The 16,062-nt window shown below is 68.2% G+C and carries 17 protein-coding genes; 13 read left to right on the top strand and 4 right to left on the bottom strand.

Annotation, left to right across the window (positions count from 1 at the left end; translation table 11 throughout):
* The first annotated feature begins 6 nt into the window (after positions 1-6).
* The 3 genes from RNB18_RS30050 to hypE are packed head-to-tail and all read left to right on the top strand — an operon-like array spanning position 7 to position 2,508.
* A complete protein-coding gene (locus RNB18_RS30050; protein WP_311717254.1) occupies positions 7-312 on the top strand; it encodes a HypC/HybG/HupF family hydrogenase formation chaperone in 306 nt (101 codons plus the stop codon).
* A complete protein-coding gene (gene hypD, locus RNB18_RS30045; RefSeq protein WP_311717253.1) occupies positions 309-1,436 on the top strand; it encodes a hydrogenase formation protein HypD in 1,128 nt (375 codons plus the stop codon). The genes RNB18_RS30050 and hypD overlap by 4 nt, the downstream gene beginning before the upstream one ends.
* Entirely contained in the window at positions 1,429-2,508 is a 1,080-nt protein-coding gene (hypE, locus tag RNB18_RS30040; protein ID WP_311717252.1) for a hydrogenase expression/formation protein HypE, read from the top strand. The genes hypD and hypE overlap by 8 nt, the downstream gene beginning before the upstream one ends.
* Positions 2,509-2,566: 58 nt before the next feature.
* On the opposite strand, the gene RNB18_RS30035 is transcribed toward hypE, so the two are convergent.
* Positions 2,567-2,941 (bottom strand): hypothetical protein, encoded by a 375-nt coding sequence (locus tag RNB18_RS30035; RefSeq protein WP_311717251.1) that lies wholly within the window; start codon positions 2,939-2,941, stop codon positions 2,567-2,569.
* Positions 2,942-3,227: 286 nt separating this feature from the next.
* Between RNB18_RS30035 and RNB18_RS30030 the strand changes: the two genes are divergently transcribed.
* Positions 3,228-3,440, top strand: a complete 213-nt coding sequence (locus RNB18_RS30030) for a hypothetical protein (protein ID WP_311717250.1) — start codon at positions 3,228-3,230, stop codon at positions 3,438-3,440.
* Positions 3,441-4,455: 1,015 nt separating this feature from the next.
* Here the strand turns inward: RNB18_RS30030 and RNB18_RS30025 are convergent.
* Positions 4,456-5,088 carry a TetR/AcrR family transcriptional regulator gene (locus tag RNB18_RS30025; protein ID WP_266404931.1) on the bottom strand — a complete coding sequence of 211 codons (633 nt, stop codon included), beginning with the start codon at positions 5,086-5,088 and terminating at the stop codon, positions 4,456-4,458.
* A 113-nt stretch (positions 5,089-5,201) separates the two neighbouring features.
* On the opposite strand from RNB18_RS30025, the gene RNB18_RS30020 reads away from it, so the two are divergent.
* The 8 genes from RNB18_RS30020 (at position 5,202) to RNB18_RS29985 (ending at position 13,243) form a co-directional block, all read left to right on the top strand.
* Positions 5,202-6,263, top strand: a complete 1,062-nt coding sequence (locus RNB18_RS30020) for a Gfo/Idh/MocA family protein (RefSeq protein ID WP_311717249.1) — start codon at positions 5,202-5,204, stop codon at positions 6,261-6,263.
* Complete coding sequence (locus RNB18_RS30015) at positions 6,260-7,126, top strand: hypothetical protein (protein ID WP_311717248.1); 867 nt, start codon at positions 6,260-6,262, stop codon at positions 7,124-7,126. Before RNB18_RS30020 ends, RNB18_RS30015 begins: the two co-directional genes overlap by 4 nt.
* Positions 7,123-8,421 carry an ABC transporter substrate-binding protein gene (locus tag RNB18_RS30010; protein WP_311717247.1) on the top strand — a complete coding sequence of 433 codons (1,299 nt, stop codon included), beginning with the start codon at positions 7,123-7,125 and terminating at the stop codon, positions 8,419-8,421. The genes RNB18_RS30015 and RNB18_RS30010 overlap by 4 nt, the downstream gene beginning before the upstream one ends.
* Before the next feature lie 25 nt (positions 8,422-8,446).
* Positions 8,447-9,340 (top strand): carbohydrate ABC transporter permease, encoded by an 894-nt coding sequence (locus RNB18_RS30005; protein WP_311717246.1) that lies wholly within the window; start codon positions 8,447-8,449, stop codon positions 9,338-9,340.
* Positions 9,337-10,212, top strand: a complete 876-nt coding sequence (locus RNB18_RS30000) for a carbohydrate ABC transporter permease (protein WP_311717245.1) — start codon at positions 9,337-9,339, stop codon at positions 10,210-10,212. Before RNB18_RS30005 ends, RNB18_RS30000 begins: the two co-directional genes overlap by 4 nt.
* A 33-nt stretch (positions 10,213-10,245) precedes the next feature.
* Positions 10,246-11,406: a Gfo/Idh/MocA family protein gene (locus RNB18_RS29995; protein WP_311717244.1), complete on the top strand. Its 1,161-nt coding sequence runs from the start codon at positions 10,246-10,248 to the stop codon at positions 11,404-11,406.
* Positions 11,403-12,323 carry a sugar phosphate isomerase/epimerase family protein gene (locus RNB18_RS29990; protein WP_311717243.1) on the top strand — a complete coding sequence of 307 codons (921 nt, stop codon included), beginning with the start codon at positions 11,403-11,405 and terminating at the stop codon, positions 12,321-12,323. Before RNB18_RS29995 ends, RNB18_RS29990 begins: the two co-directional genes overlap by 4 nt.
* A 119-nt stretch (positions 12,324-12,442) precedes the next feature.
* Positions 12,443-13,243 (top strand): sugar phosphate isomerase/epimerase family protein, encoded by an 801-nt coding sequence (locus tag RNB18_RS29985; protein WP_311717242.1) that lies wholly within the window; start codon positions 12,443-12,445, stop codon positions 13,241-13,243.
* A 589-nt stretch (positions 13,244-13,832) separates the two neighbouring features.
* Here RNB18_RS29985 and RNB18_RS29980 read toward each other — a convergent pair.
* Together RNB18_RS29980 and RNB18_RS29975 are read right to left on the bottom strand one after the other, a co-directional pair.
* On the bottom strand, positions 13,833-14,522 hold the full coding sequence (locus RNB18_RS29980) for an NADPH-dependent F420 reductase (RefSeq protein ID WP_311717241.1): 690 nt from the start codon (positions 14,520-14,522) through the stop codon (positions 13,833-13,835).
* Between the two features lie 148 nt (positions 14,523-14,670).
* The gene (locus RNB18_RS29975) at positions 14,671-15,030 is read right to left on the bottom strand and encodes an SRPBCC family protein (protein WP_311717240.1); all 360 of its coding nucleotides are present in this window, start codon (positions 15,028-15,030) and stop codon (positions 14,671-14,673) included.
* Between the two features lie 318 nt (positions 15,031-15,348).
* Between RNB18_RS29975 and RNB18_RS53800 the strand changes: the two genes are divergently transcribed.
* Positions 15,349-15,657 (top strand): transposase, encoded by a 309-nt coding sequence (locus RNB18_RS53800; protein WP_394817693.1) that lies wholly within the window; start codon positions 15,349-15,351, stop codon positions 15,655-15,657.
* The last annotated feature ends 405 nt before the right edge of the window (positions 15,658-16,062 follow it).

Raw genomic sequence — 16,062 nt, 5'->3', positions numbered from 1 at the left:
AGGCTCATGTGCCTGGCGGTACCCGGCAGAGTGCTGGACATCGAGGAACGGGACGGCACCCGGATGGCCACCGTCGACTTCGGCGGCGTGGTCAAGGAGGTGTGCCTGGAGTATCTGCCCGACCTCCAGGTCGGCGAGTACGCCATCGTCCACGTGGGGTTCGCCCTGCAACGGCTGGACGAGGAGTCGGCGCGACAGACGCTCGAACTTTTCGCCGAACTCGGCCTTCTGCAGGAGGAGTTCGGCGACCCCTGGGAAACGGCGGCGGCGGAGGCGGCGGGCTCGGAACCGGTGGAAGAGGTGCGCAAGTGAAGTACATCGACGAGTTCCAGGACCCGGAACTGGCCCGCCGGCTGCTCGACGACATCCACGCCACGGTGACCAGGCCGTGGGCGCTGATGGAAGTCTGCGGAGGGCAGACGCACAGCATCATCCGGCACGGCATCGACCAACTCCTGCCGGAGAAGGTCGAGTTGATCCACGGACCCGGTTGTCCGGTGTGCGTGACTCCGCTGGAGGTCATCGACAAGGCTCTGGAGATCGCCTCACGACCGGAGGTGATCTTCTGTTCCTTCGGTGACATGCTGCGCGTGCCGGGTACCGGACGGGACCTGTTCCAGGTCCGCGGAGAGGGCGGTGACGTGCGCGTCGTCTACTCACCGCTCGACGCGCTGCGGATCGCCCAGCAGAACCCGGACCGCGAGGTGGTGTTCTTCGGCATCGGCTTCGAGACGACCGCACCCCCCAACGCCATGACGGTCCATCAGGCCCGGAAGCTGGGCATCCCGAACTTCAGCATGCTGGTCTCCCACGTCCGTGTACCGCCGGCCATCGAGGCCATCATGTCGTCGCCGAGCTGCCGGGTGCAGGGCTTCCTCGCGGCCGGCCATGTCTGCAGCGTGATGGGCATGGGGGAGTACCCGGAACTGGCGGAGCGCTTCCGGGTGCCGATCGTCGTGACGGGCTTCGAGCCACTGGACATCCTCGAAGGCGTGCGCCGTACCGTCCGGCAGCTCGAACGCGGTGAGCACACCGTCGACAACGCCTACGCCCGTGCCGTTCGCGCGGAGGGCAACCCGGCCGCCCGGGCCATGCTGGAGGACGTCTTCGAGGTCACCGACCGCGCCTGGCGCGGCATCGGCGTGATCCCGCAGAGCGGCTGGCGGCTGGCGCCGAAATACCGCGCCTACGACGCCGAGCACCGCTTCTCCGTCGAGGGCATCCGCACCCAGGAGCCGGCCGAGTGCCGCAGCGGAGAGGTCCTGCAGGGGCTGCTCAAGCCGCACGAGTGCGAGGCCTTCGGCACTCTGTGCACGCCTCGTACACCGCTGGGGGCCACCATGGTCTCCAGCGAGGGAGCCTGCGCCGCGTACTACCTCTACCGGCGGCTGGACATGCCCGCCACCAAGGCCCAGGAGGCGACCCCCGTTGTCTGACACCACCGATCTCTCCGTCCCCGCCCTGGACGTCGAGGCGTGGACGTGTCCGGCGCCGCTGCGGGACCGGCCGCGTGTCGTCATGGGCCACGGCGGCGGCGGCGTGCTCTCCGCCGAACTGGTCCAGCAGATCTTCGCTCCCGCTTTCGGGGGCGAGGTGCTCGCCCAGATGGGTGACGCCGCCGTCCTCTCCCTGGGCGGCGCCCGGCTGGCGTTCTCGACCGACTCCTACGTGGTGCGGCCGCTGTTCTTCCCCGGCGGCAGCATCGGCGACCTGGCGGTCAACGGCACCGTCAACGACCTCGCCATGAGCGGCGCCCGCGCGGCCTACCTCTCCTGCGGATTCATCCTGGAGGAGGGCGTCGAGCTGGATGTGGTCACGCGCGTGTCCGAAGCACTGGGGGCGGCCGCGCGCACCGCCGGCGTGGAGGTGGCCACCGGCGACACCAAGGTCGTGGAGGCCGGCCACGGCGACGGGATCTACATCAACACCGCGGGCATCGGTCTCGTCCCGGCGGGCGTCGATCTGCGCCCTGAGCGGGTCGTCCCCGGCGACGTCGTGATCGTCAGCGGCGCCATCGGCGTCCACGGGGTGGCGGTCATGAGCGTACGCGAGGGACTGGAATTCGGAGTGGAGATCAAGAGCGACTGCGCGGCGCTCGGCGGCCTGGTCGACACCATGCTCGCCGTCACCCCGGATCTGCACGTCCTGCGCGACCCCACCCGAGGCGGCCTGGCGGCCTCGCTCAACGAGATCGCGCAGGCCTCCGGCACCGGGGTGGTCATCCAGGAACGCGACGTCCCGGTCCCGCCGGCCGTGGCCAACGCCTGCGCCATTCTCGGACTGGACCCCATGTACATCGCCAACGAGGGCAAGCTGGTGGCCTTCGTCCCGCGCGAGCACGCCGACGCCGTCCTCGGGGCGATGCGCGCCCATCCGCTGGGCGCGGACTCCGTGATCATCGGTGAGGCCGTCGAGGGGCATCCCGGCATGGTCGTGGCTCGGACCGGCCTGGGCGGGACGCGGGTGGTCGATCTGCCGATCGGGGAGCAACTGCCGCGGATCTGCTGACAGGGGTGACGTTCGCCGAGGAGCCTGCCGTCCGGGCCCGATCGGAGGGTTGATCCGGTCAGCGCCCGGGCGGCGGATCCTGTGGGTCCACGCCGGTCTTGGCGGCAGCGTCCTTCGTGCCGCTGGGGCGCTGGGAGCGGCCCTTGCGTCCGGTGTCGCGCCTGCCCTTCTCGTCCGTGTCGCCGTACTCCTCGCCGCTTGCGTTCGGGCTCTGGACCGTGTCACCAGGGACGGACTTCTTCTCCTCGGCGGACTTCGTCCTGCCCGGACCGGGCGTGCCGGCATGCTCGGCACGGAAGGACCGTTCGGCGCTCGGGTTGTCCTGCTGGCGCGTCTCGTCCACATCGGGCGACCAGCCGTGCTGTCCGGTGCCCTGGTGCCGGCTGGGGCCCTTTCCGTGCGGTGGCTCGGACGAACGTGGTTTCTTCGACATGGTCGGATCCGCCTTTTCACGGTTGGTGGGGGGCGTCGGTGACGCGTCCCAAGTTAAGTGAATTATCCCACCTTGCGATATTTTGGGCACTCCATGATTGTCCTTGAAGCGCGTGAGGGCCTCCCGGGGGCCCTCATGTGAGCGGTCGAGGACGGCTGCCCAACCCCGTCAGACGGCCTTCACCGCTGCCGCTGCGTGTAGCGGGCACGTCGGAGCTACCGTCGACTTCTGCGTCCTCCCGTGTGAAGGGCTGTGTCCCCATCCGACCCGCAAGGAGCACCGGGCCGTGACCGTCGAGATCCCTTCGCACGTCCGTGAGACCGCTTCCCAGCTCGGAGACGGTGTGCCTTACGCGCTGAAGGTCCTGACCGGCCGGCTGGCGGACGACCCGGATATGGGCGAGCCCTCGGCTCTGCCCGGCATCCTCACCGTAATGATCGACGGCGACCTCAACCGACTTCAGACTCTAGAAGAACCCAAGCTTCTTCGGACTGTATGAAACAAGAAGGTTCTTCGTCTGCTGGTGGTACAGGCGGTACAGCCTTCTGACCAGCAAGGATGCCGGTCCGACGGGTTCAATGTGGGGAGTTGGCCCGCGTATGGTCCGGATCTTGGTGGCAGTGGGGCGTGTTGTACCGCGATGGTTTGGTTGGTAGCAGGGGACAGGCGGTGAGCGAGATGACGCGTGATACCTCGGCGCGCATGGCCGTCTTGGACGGGCCGCAGGGGTGTTGGGGGCCGCTGACCCGGCGAAGCCTGGGGATGATTACTGGGCGGGTGACTGCGAGGCGGTGGTCCTGGAAGAAGGCGATCGTCGCGATGGCCTGCTGGAGGGTTTTCTTGCCGGCGATGCTCAGGCGTCGGTGATTGGTTGTCAGGTGGGGGCGGGTGTCGGGATCTCTGGAGCGCTTTGCGGCCTCCCGCGGTCGGGGCGCGGTCTGGAAGGCCGGAGGCGGTGGCCCACTGCTGATCGTGGACCGGACCACTCTCGGCGACGGCGCGATCCGGTCCCACATGGCACATGTCGTAGAAACCGTCCATGGGCGTCCAGTTGATCCAGGGCGAGCGCGTAAGTCCAGGTCAGAGTCTTGTGACATGAGTGAGTCCGCGGGGTTGGTGACCCGCTTGTGATCGCTCGTGACAGGGGGGACCCCCGTCAGCTCGCTCCGACGGCGGTCCTGCGTAGACGTACACCTGAGGAGCTGGCGCAGGTCATCCTCGTGGCCGGAGGGCGCGGCCAGGCGCCGGTGTGGCAGAGGATCTGCTGCGCTTTAAGCGGGTACCGAACGCGCGGAGCACCGGGAGCATCCACTCCTCAAGGGCTGTGCCTCCAGAGCGTCACCCCAGTCCCGCAGAACGAGTATGTGGCGCAGACCCCTGACCGCATGCGGTCAGGAGGACCGCATCGGTTTCGACGTGAGCAGGGGCGGCTACTTCCTGAAGCGGTCAACCGCACTCCTCAACCGGACAACCTGACACGATGGCTTGCAGAACACCCACTCAGTCTCAGGGCCTCAGGGCATCGGTCGCGTGCCGGCCCTCCAACAGGCCAAAGCGTGGTCGAGGTACCGGTTGAAGGTACCCACCAGATCCATGTTCGGGTCGAGCAGCCACTGGAGTTCGAGGCCGTCCATGACGGCGAGCAGCGCACGGATGTCCGACTCGGCGTCGGCCTCTGTGAGTGGCGGGATCTCACCGGTCTGCACGGCCTGGAGGAGCTGGTCGGTCTTGGTGCGGACGACCTGGGCGTAGCGGCGTCGGACGAAGTCCCGGGCCGGGTGCTCAGGGTTGGCCGCCGCCTCCGCGGTCAACGTGATGAAGAGCTCCAGCAGTCCGCGGTGCTCGAGGTGGTAGGCCATCGACGTGCGCAGTTGGTCGATGGCGCGCAGACCTTGGAGGTCGGGGTTCTCGCGGTGGGCGGTCTCGTCTTCCCACCACTTGAGGACCGCGGCGAGCAGGTCCTCCTTGCGTTCGAAGTGACGTAGCAGGGCTGCAGGCGACAGACCGACGTCTGCGGCGATCTGTCGGAGCGAGGCGGCCCGGTATCCCTTTTCTCCGAAGGTTTTGGCCGCCGCGAGCACGATCTGCTCGCGCGTTTTGATGCCGGTGCGGTACGGCCCGCGCGGCCCCCTGGTCCCACTCGCCATGCCATGCCCTTCGGAAATCCTCGTACAACCCCTTGCCCCAAAAGCTATCACCTGATTACTGTTCACCGCGTTGAAACATGAACGACTGATTACTTTTGGCGTGAAGGAGTGGGATGGCTCCCCCCGAACGGCTTGGCGTCGGCCTCATTGGCGCCGGACTTGTGACACAGACCGTTCACTTGCCCGCCCTTGCGTCCCTGGCGGGCACCTTCGTTGTCCGCCACATCAGCGACCCTGACGAAGACCTGGCCGCTCATGTGGGTGCGGCGGTCCGTGCCCGGCATTCCGCTCACGCCGATGCCTTGATCGCCGATCCCGATGTAGAGGTGGTGGCCGTGTGCAGTCCGCACCGGTTCCACGCCGAGCAGGTCATCGCGGCCTGCGAGGCAGGCAAGCGCGCAGTCCTGTGCGAAAAGCCCCTCGCGGTTTCCATGGCCGAAGCCGAACGGATCGGCGAAGTTTCCCGGCGCACCGGGGTACCTGTAGTCGTCGGCGCCATGCACCTGTTCGATCCGGGCTGGCTGTGGGCCGACCGCCGGTCAGCCGAGTTGAGGCGCACAGCCCACACCATCCGCTCCTCCATCGTGCTGCCACCGAACTCGCGCTACGAGGAACTGGCCACCGAGGTATACGGACGCCACGCAGCCAGTCCCGCCCGGGACATGGCTGACTCAGCCGCTCAGGCCGAGGTCGTGGTAGGCGGCATCCTCGGTCTCGCCGTCCACGACCTCCCGCTGATCAGGAGTTTCCTTCCGCAGATCGACGACCTTGTAGTCCATGAGGCTCGACCGCTGCTGCCCTGGGGCTACCGCATCGTCTTCACCGCCGGTGGGCGGACCGTGGAACTGCACGCCGTCGTCGATGCCACATGGCAGCCGGACTGGACGCTGGAGGTGGTCTCGGACACCGAGGCCCTCCGTCTCGACTTCACCCCCAGCTACGTGCAGGCGGGGGCGGCCCGCGCAGCGCTGCGCAGCCACGACTCGACGACGGTGGCGGAGCCCGCCGACAGCAACGGCTACTTGGGCGAGTGGCAACACGTTGCCGCGCTTGCTCGCGGCGAGGTCGTCGACGGCGTCCGTCACGAACATGACCTGGCCGACCTGTGCTTGGTCATGCGCCTCGCCGACGCCGCCTCCGAACTGATCGCACCGGATTCAAGGGAAGCCGCATGACCGGCATCAACGGCACCGTCCGAACCGAAATCCAGCGGACCTTCGATGTCTACGCGGATGCCGACACCGCGGCCGTCCTTGCCACGCTTCCACTCTCTTTCCGTCCGGCCACTGCCGATCGCGTGCCGGTGCGTGCGCTGTCGGGTAGTCGAGGCTGGGTCGATGCGGCCGCGGCCGCCGTCCAGGACGGGGTAGCGGGTCTCGTCGTCCGCCACCCGGCTCCGGCCGACCCCGCCGACGTCGTGGCCCTGGCCGAGCTGGCCGGGAAGCATGGTACCGCCGTGGTCCTCGACAGCCCCTGGGCGGGCACCCCGATGGCGGCCCAGGCTGCTGAAGCTCTGCGAGACACCGTTGACGCAGATCCGGCAAGCGCGATCGAATGCCGTCTCACCCTCCCGACCGACCATGACCTCGGTCAGGCGCTGTTGGACCAGCTGGCACTGCTGCGCGTTCTCGGCAGCCCTGCGGATGAGGTCCGTACTCATCTGCGCACCGAGCGCGGCGTACTGGCGACCGCCACTGTCGGAGGGCGTACCGGGCTGCTGGGCACCGTGCTGACCGATGCTCTCGCGCCGACCGCGTCCCTGCGGCTGATAGGCGCAGGTCGGGCCGTCCACTTGCAGATTCCCAGTTGGCGCACGGCGCGCCCGGCAGTCCTGACCGTCACCTCACCCGACGGCTCTCACACCTGGCCGACTCACTACGAGTCGCCGCAACGAGCAGCCTGGCGCCGACTGCACCGACTGCTCAGTGTCTCCGAGGCGCAGGGGTTCGAAGCGGCAGCCACTGCCGACCTGCACGCGCTCGCTGCGGACCTGCTCACCATGGGGCGCGCCACTACACACCGCGAGGGATCGCCATGACCGCACGCACCACCCACGCCCCCGTCGGCAGTCGGCGGCGGACCTTCCTCGGCCTGCTCGGCGCCGCCGCCACCGCGCCACTCCTGAGCGGCTGCGGCAGTGCGACCGAATCTCGTGCCGTCCGGTTCTGGGACATGCCGTGGGGCCCGCCCGCCTACAGCGGCCTCGCCGAACGGGTCACACGGGGTTACCGCACCGCTGACGGAGCGCGCGGCGCGTCGTACCAGTCCGTGCCGTGGAACAACTACTACATGACCTTCGCCACGGGCATCGCCGCTGGCAAGGGTCCCGCGATCAGCACTGGAGCCAGTTTCCAGGCGTTCCTGTTCGAGCAGCAGGGGGCGATCCACCACGCCGACAATGTCGTCGAGCAACTGCACGCTGCGGGTGCGGACGACGTCTTCCTGCCCGGCGTATTGGACACCATGCGCACCGCCGATGGCTATGTCGGCATCCCCTGGCAACTTGATATGCGCGTGCTCTGGTACAACAAGCGCGTTCTCGACGAGACCGGCACCTCAGTGCCCACCGACTGGGACTCGCTGCTGGACGCCGGACGCCGGCTCAAGAAAGCCGGCCACTACGCGTACGGCACGGGCGCCGGCGCCGGAAACACCGCCGGGACGCAGATGCTGATCGGCCTCATGCTCGGCAACGGCGGCGGTCTCTTCGACCCCGACGGCAATCCCGACTGCGTCACCAGTCGCAACATCGAGGCCATGGACTTCGCCCAGGAGCTCGTCAAGGAGAAGATCATCGATCCGGCCTGCCTCGGCTACTCCGCAGACAACGTCCTGAGCCAGTGGAAATCCGGTGAGGTAGCCATGGGTATCCACGACTCCGGCCTGCCCAGCCGAGTCGGCACCACGGGCAACCTTCTGGACGTGGCCTCACCGCTGACCGGACCGCACGGCGACAAGGGCGCTCTCTACTACGTCAACAACCTGATGATGTACAAGAATCCGGACACTCGTCCCGCGGCAGCCGAGGGCTTTCTCCGCTACTACCTGCAGCACCTGCAGACCTACTGGGACGAGGGCCTCATCACCACACTGCCCGTGCTGAAGTCCATTGCCGGCAGCGAAGCGCTCGCCCGTGATCCCCGCCAGGTGAAGATCGTCCGGGAGTGGCAGCCGATCTCACGCACCTACGCCAAGCGCGGCACCGCCCGGCTGGCCGCCGTCGATGGCGGAAGCGCCCTGTACCGCTTCACTCAGACGATCCTCCGAGGGGACACCGGGCCCAGGCATGCCCTGACCACCCTTCAAAAGAGCATCGCCTCCATCGCCCTGTGATCACGACCGATCCGGAGAACGCGCCATGACCACCGCGCCCACCACGACGAGGATGCGACCCTCCCACAAGCGCACCATGCTCCTCCTGGCCGCACCATCGGTCGTTCTGCTGCTGTTGATCTGCACCTATCCCCTTGTCTACGCAGCGATCCAAGCCGTCCACAACGGCTCGCTGATCAACACGGGGCAGTACGTCGGACTCCAGAATTTCACTTTGACACTCCCCACCCCCGAGTTCCGCAACGCGGCTCTGTTCACCGTCGTGTTCCTGCTGGCCGGCGTGTTCGGCAGCTGGGCCATCGGGCTCGGCCTCGCCCTCCTGCTGCGCATGCCGGTGCCCGGAGCCAAGGTGTTCCGCGTCCTGCTGCTGCTCCCCTGGGTCATGCCGATCGTCGTGTCCGCCACTGCGTGGAACTGGCTGGTGGCCACACGGGACAGTCCGCTGCCGACGATCGCGCGCGCCTTGGGCTTCGGCGACGTCCTGTTCCTCGCGGACCCCACCCTCGCCGTGATCACCGTGTGCGTCGTGAAAGTGTGGCTCAGCTTTCCGTTCATGATGCTGATGAGCTCCTCGGCGCTGGCCTCCGTCGAAGACTCCGTCTATGAGGCAGCCCGCCTGGACGGCGCCGGGCCATGGCAGCGTTTCCGGTTCATCACCCTGCCGATGACCGCCAAGAGCACATACATCTCCTGGGTCCTCATGGCGATCTTCTGCGTCAACGACTTTCCCACTATCTACCTCCTCACCGGCGGTGGGCCCGTCGACGCCACGTCCTCCCTGATCGTCCTCGCCTACCGCAAGGTCTTCCAGGACTTCCAGACCGGCCCGGGCGTCGCCATCGCGTTCACCATGACCTTCGTCCTGGTCATCGTCTCCGCCCTGCTCTTCAGCCGGATCCGAAAGGCCGATGTCGCATGAGCCTCGCCCCTCAAGCCGCCGCACCCCCGGCACTGCAACCGCCCACGACCGAGACCAGTGCCCGGGCATCCCGTTCAAAGGGGTTGCGGTTCGCCGTCCTGCTCGTCATCACCCTGCTGGCGATGGCTCCGGTACTGACCACAGTTCTGCTGGCCTTCCGCCCCGCAGCGGACAGCTCCGAGTCGTCCCTGTTCACCCTGGAGAACTTCGCGAAAGTCCTCCGCGACACCGACGTGCTGCGCTGGCTCGCCAACAGCCTGCTGGTGGCATGCTCCACGGTTGTCGTCTCGGTGGTGGTCGCCGCACCGGCCGGCTATGTGCTCTCCAGAGGTCGGGGCAAGGTCGTCGGCGGCTTCTCCCTCCTGCTGTTCGTCCTCCAGTCCCTCCCTGTGATCACCTCAGTCATCCCGCTGTTCATCCTGTTCTCCCGGATGGGCCTGGTCGACAACCTTCTCGGGCTGACCATCGTCTACGTCGGCAGCACCATCTCCGTGACCACCTGGATGATGGCTGCCTACTTCGACTCCATCCCGGCCAGCCTGGAGGAGGCCGCCTGGGTCGACGGCCTCTCCGTGTTCGGTTCCTTCTCCCGGATCGTGCTGCGCAACTCCTACCCCGGCATCCTGTCCGCGGCAGTGTTCGCCTTTCTACTGGCGTGGAACGACTACCTGGTCGCCCTGGTGTTCCTGCACTCCGACGCAGTCCTCAACCTGCCCGTCGGCCTGCAGAACTTCTTCCAGCAGAACGCCACCGACTGGGGCGGCGTCATGGCCGTCGCGGTCATCATGCTGCTCCCCCCGTGCATCGTTTTCGCCGCGCTGCACCGGTACTTCAGCGTAGGCGGCATCGGTGGCGCCCTCGCCGGCCGCTAACCCCATCACACGAGTCGAAGGGAGGGCGACGTCATGGCCCCACCCACCACACCATCCGCAACAGAGGCCAGCCGCCCGCTCCGCGCCGCGGTCATCGGCGCGGGGATGATCGCCGAGGTCCACCGCCGAGCGATCCATGCCGCGGGCGGCGACGTCGTCGGCGTGCTCGCTTCCACACCCGCACGCAGCCTGGAGGTCGCCCGGCGGTGGGGCACCACCCCGTACGAGGATCTGCCGTCACTGCTCGCCGACGGCAGTGTCGACGTTGTGCACGTCTGCACTCCCAACCACACCCACGCCGACTACACCCTTCAGGCTCTGACGGCCGGCAAGCACGTCGTCTGTGAGAAACCGCTCGGCGTCTCCGTCGAGCAGGCGGAACGGCTGGCAGCGGTCGCGGAGCGGAGCGGACTGACGGCCACCGTGCCGTTCGTCTACCGCTACCACCCTCTCGTACGGGAGATCCGCCGTCGGCGTCTGGACGGCGAGTTCGGCCGGTGGCATCTGCTGCACGGCAGCTACCTGCAAGACTGGATGCTCTCGCCCGAGGCGTCCGGGTGGCGTGTGGACCCGGCACGCGGCGGCGCTTCCCGGGCCTTCGCCGACATCGGATCGCACTGGTGCGACCTGGTCCAATGGGTTTCCGGCGAGACCTTCACCGAGCTGACCGCCGCTTCTTCGGTGGCGGTGGGCAAGCGGCCCGCAGCGGACACCGCATCCTTCTCGGCCCATTCCACGGACGGCCCGCGCACCCGCGTCAAAACCGAGGACTGCGCCACCCTCCTGCTGCGGACCCAGCGCGGCCTGCTCGCCTCGCTGACCGTCTCGCAGGTCTCCGCCGGGCGCAAGAACCGCCTGTGGTTCGAACTCGACGGATCCCGCGGCAGCGCGGTCTTCGACCAGGAGAACCCGGAGACCATCTGGCTCGGCGCCGAACACGAAAGCCGCGTCGTGCACCGTGACCCGCACCACGGCAGCGCTGAGCAACGCCGGCTGTCCGTCCTGCCGGCCGGCCACCCCCAGGGATACGCCGACTGCTTCGCCGCGTTCGTCTCCGACACCTACGCGGCCATCGGGGACGCCGCCCCGGAAGGTCTGCCGACCTTCGCCGACGGGCTGCGCGCCGCGCGCCTCGTCGACGCCTTCCTCTCCTCCTCCCGCACCGGTGACTGGACCAAGGTGAAGTACGCATGAAACTGGGATTCCTGACAGCCTGCCTCCCGCAGTGGGACCTGCCCACGATCGCCTCCTGGGCGGCGGGCCACGACTATCAGGCTCTGGAGGTCGCGGTCTGGCCCGGCTCCGGCGGCCGCGACTTCGAGGCCGCTCACCTCCCCGTCACCACCTTCGGCGAGCGCGAGGCCGACGCGACCCGTGGCCTGTTCGAACAGCACGGTCTGGCGCTGTCCGCCCTCGCCTACTACGAGAACAACCTCCACCCCGACCCTGGCCGGCGCGAAGAGATCCGCACGCATCTCAAGCACGCCATCGACACCGCCCATCTCCTCGGCGTCCCGTACGTCGGCACGTTCGTCGGCCGCGACTGGACACGTCCCATCGCCGAGAACCTCGCCGAGGCAGAGCGCGTCTTCCCCGAACTCGTCGAGTACGCGGGCGAGCGCGACGTGCGGATCATCATCGAGAACTGCGTGATGGAGGGCTGGCATCCCGACGGATACCCGGGCAACCTCGCCTACTCGCCCGAGCTGTGGGAGTGGATGTTTGACCTCGGTCTCTACCTCAACTGGGACCCCTCGCACCTGACATGGATCGGCATCGACCCGGTCGAGACGATCGCCCCGTACATCGATCGCATCGTGCACGCCCAGGCGAAGGACGTCCAATTGCGTCCCGCCGACCGGCAGCGCTACGGCCACTTCGGACCCGCCGTCGACCGCTCCGCGAACCCCTGGGACATGGGCTGGTGGCGCTACCGCGTCCCCGGTCTCGGCCAGGTCGACTGGTCCGGCATCATCGACCGCCTCTACGAGCACGGCTACACCGGCACGCTCTCCGTCGAACACGAGGACCCCGTGTGGGGTGGGTCGCCCGAGAAGGTCACCCAGGGCCTGGAGATCGCCCACCGCACCCTGCGTCCCCTGATCTTCTGAAACGGGCCTCAGCTGACACACCACTCACTCCCGCAGCACCGGCACACGATCCAGCGCGGGTTCCGCGCCCCGGATATCCCTGCCCGCCGTCCAGTCCCTTTCGGTCCGTGGAGGACTCCATGAGCAGCAAGGCCCGCCTGTCCGTCCAGCTCTACAGCGTCCGCGAACCGCTCTTCTCCGACCTCGCCGGTACGCTCGCACGCATCGCAGATCTCGGGTACCGCCACGTCGAGCCGTTCGGCTTCGGACACTGGAAGGCCACCCCGGCTGAGCGCGTCGAGCGGGCCCGCGAGCTGCGCGCCGCCCTGGACGCGGCCGGGCTCACGGTCTCGTCGGTACATGCTGCTCTCTCTGACGGCGACCTCGCACCACTCGTCGAAGAGTGCCGCGTCCTCGGCACGGACACGGTGTTCGTCCCGGTTCCAGAGCTCGTCGAGGGCTTCGAACGGAACGTGTTCGGCGACGCCGACTATTTGCCCGCCTTCGCGGCGCGGCTGACCGCGGCCTCCGAAGAACTGGCCGGTCACGGTATCAACCTCGGCTATCACAACCATGAATTCGAGTGGACCAAGCTCCCCAACGGCCGTGCTGGTTACGACGTCTTCTGGGAACTGGCGGGCGAGCGGCTCCTCGCCGAGCTCGATGTCTACTGGGCCACCGCCGCCGGCCAGGACCCCGTAGCGGTACTGACGCAGCTCGGCCGACGCGCCGTCGCCGTGCACCTCAAGGACGGGCCAGTGGGCCACGAGGAGCAGCAGACCCCCATCGGCACCGGCGACGTCCAAATTCCTGCGCTACTTGCTGCCGGCGAGCATCTGGCCTGGCACATCGCCGAAATCGACACCACGGAACTCGACGTCTTCGACCTCCTGGGGGCCAACCGCACCGCCATTCTGGACCTGAGTCGCACGGTCGGCTGACCATCAGCAGGTCTCTTGCATGCAGGGATGCCACGACCTGGCCGCCGTCGCGGGCGACGTCGACGCCGACTTCCCCATCTCGACCGACGCCCACGTCAGCCACTCGCGCACGACGTCGGCCTCGGTGGTCGACGGGCACAGCGCCCACGGCGCCGACAGCCGACGGGCGGCGAACACGGACTCCAGCGCGACCCGGCGTCGCCGATACGGCCACCCGGTCGTGTCGTCCCGGACAGCCGCAGCAGATCGAACGCGACGCAGTGGACCGACCACTCCTCCGCCGCCCGAGCCGCCCCGGCACCACGCCGGACAAGCCGGTTCTGTAACCGCTCGAACGCGAGGCGGCCCGCGGCGTCCCATACGACCAGCTCGCCGTCCAGGCGGTCGCGTCCGGCAGCTGCACGGCCCCTCCCACAACCTCCGGAAACGACGGCCCATGTCGGTGCCGCGCCTCGAGCGCAGCACCACCTGGCCCGCGTCGACGGAGACGAGAGCCCGAAATCCGTCCCACTTCGGTTATGCGCTGTTGAGCTGTCGCCCGTCCGGGCTCGCCGCCCCGGAATTGAGGTGTTGGTCGGATCCGTCCTCCTCAGGAACTGCTGCCTGCCTGTTCCAGGGCCGTGCGGATCTCCTTGGCGGCGGCTGGCTTTCCCGGGTCCTGAGGCCAGGGCAGTCGGGGGTCGGACACGTAGGGGAGGACGTAGGCGGGGCTGCCCTCCTGGATGCGCCAGCTCTCCGACATGGTGCCGGCGTCGGCGGTGTCGTAGCCGAGGCGGTCGAGCAGAGCGGTGACGGACTGCTTGGCCACGTCGTCGTCGCCGGCGAGGGGGAGCGCGCTGCGGTCCGCGGAGCCGGCGGGACGGGCCAGGGAGACGAGGTGCTCGAAGTAGATGGTGTTGAACGTCTTGACCGTCCGCGCGCCCGGCACGTACCGCTGGAACAGAGCTCCCGCGGTGAGGCTGCCCGTCTCCAGTTCGGCGATGACGCCGTCCCGCAGGCGGTAATAGTTGTTCGCGTCGATGACGATCTTCCCCGCCAGGGCGTCCATGGGCAGGTGGGGCACGGCGCTGAAGGGAACGGCGACGAGTGTCCAGTCGCCTGCCGCGGCGGCCTCCGCCGGAGTGGCCGCACGCGCCCGGGGGCCGAGGCGGTCGGTGAGGCCTCGCAGGGTCTGGGGACCGCGCGAGTTGCCCACCACGTCGATCCCCGCGTTGACGGCCAGGCGCGCGACCGCGCCGCCTATGTTGCCGCTTCCGATGATGCCGAGCGTGTGGTTCATTGCTGTTCCTTCGGGGGCTGCGTTCTCGAGTACACCCGCGCCCGCAGACCGTGTGGTCTGCGGGCGCGGAAGTGTTCCGGTGCGCGGACGGACGTCCGGTGTGTGGGCTGCGAGGGGAGTGGTCAGTGGCCGGATTCGAGTCGCCCTTTCAGGGCCCTGCCGTAGCTCGCGGAGTTCTTCTCCATTTGGGCCCGGTTGGGCTCCACGGTTTCCACGGCGGCCGGGCCGGTGAAAGTCTCGGATTCCGTGTAGCGCGTTCCGCCGTCATGGGGTCGAGGAGGAAGGAATGGTCCCCCGTGACGACGCCGGGGATGCCGCCCTCCCAGGCGAGGCGTCGCGGTGCCTCGTAGTGCAGGACCGTGAAGTCGTACTCCCCGTCGATCTCGGATCCGGTCGACAGACGGGCCCGCAGCACGGTTCCGGGCCGGACTTCGGTGGGCACATCGACGAAGCTCAGGTCGGGGTGCCACTGTGCGTATCCGGCGAAGTCGGTCAGGACCTTCCACACCTCTTCGGGGGAACCTCACGCCCGCCGACAGCAGCGCCGCACGCGGCTTCCCCGGCCCGGAAGAGGCCGCGATGGCCTCGTGCGTGCGCCACCGCGTCCTCAGCGCGCTCCCGCTCTGGGACGGCTGCTTCCTCTGCAATCGGCCGCAGTACTAGCCCGACTCGATTCCACATAAGGCGGAATCTACCGGCGGACTTTCCGCCGTCTCGGCGGGCGCATGCCTTCGCCCGCCGCTGGCTGGTCAGCGGGCTGCTGACCGAACTGCACGACCGGCTGCGCGATGCGGTCCGGGTCAAGGAGGGCCGCAAGATCGATCCGATGGCGGCGATCGTGGACTCGCAGTCGCTGCGGGCGGCGGCAAGCGTGCCGTGCACCACGTCGGGCTGGGACGCTGGGAAGAAGGTGGGCGGCCGTAAGCGGCACCTGGCTGTGGACGCGCTGGGGTTGCTGCTGCTGGTGGTGCTGGTGACGGCGGCGAGCGTGCAGGACCGCGATGCGGATGTGCCGCTGCTGTCCCGGCTTCTTGAGTGCCTTGTGCAGCTCGCTCTCGCCCGCTGTCTCGGACACCTCGCCCCTGGTCACATGCCGGGCTGTGGTAGCGGCCGTTCTTCTCGACGATGGTCATGAACCCGGGGCAGCCGGTGCCGTATTCATGGGCCCCGAGGCAGTAGAGAAGGTCGGGCTTGTAGTTGCGGTGAATCTCCTGCAGGAGCCACGGGCGGTCGGGGTTACCCAGGTCTGGTGCACTCAGGTTGATAGTGATCCCGTGACCGCGTTGCAGCACGTTGTGGGGCATATTTTGAGAGTAAGTACTGTCTCTGACAACAGGGTTGGTTGCCGCAGTCGGGCTGGCCGGTGGCGGTGCCTCCGCCGAAGAGCAACTCCGCCCCCTGAACGCACAGTTTGTCTCCGTGCGCCTGTTGCGCTCGGCCGGGATCAGTTTCGGGGTGTTGCGTGAAGGGGATTGAGCATGTCCTGCGGTTCCTGAGCGGTGGTGAGATGGGGGCGGGAGGATGGGCGGGTGCTGTCCCG

This window comes from Streptomyces doebereineriae, assembly GCF_031845645.1.
Taxonomy (GTDB): Bacteria; Actinomycetota; Actinomycetes; order Streptomycetales; family Streptomycetaceae; genus Streptomyces; species Streptomyces canus.
This window is presented reverse-complemented; position numbering and strand designations above follow the sequence as displayed.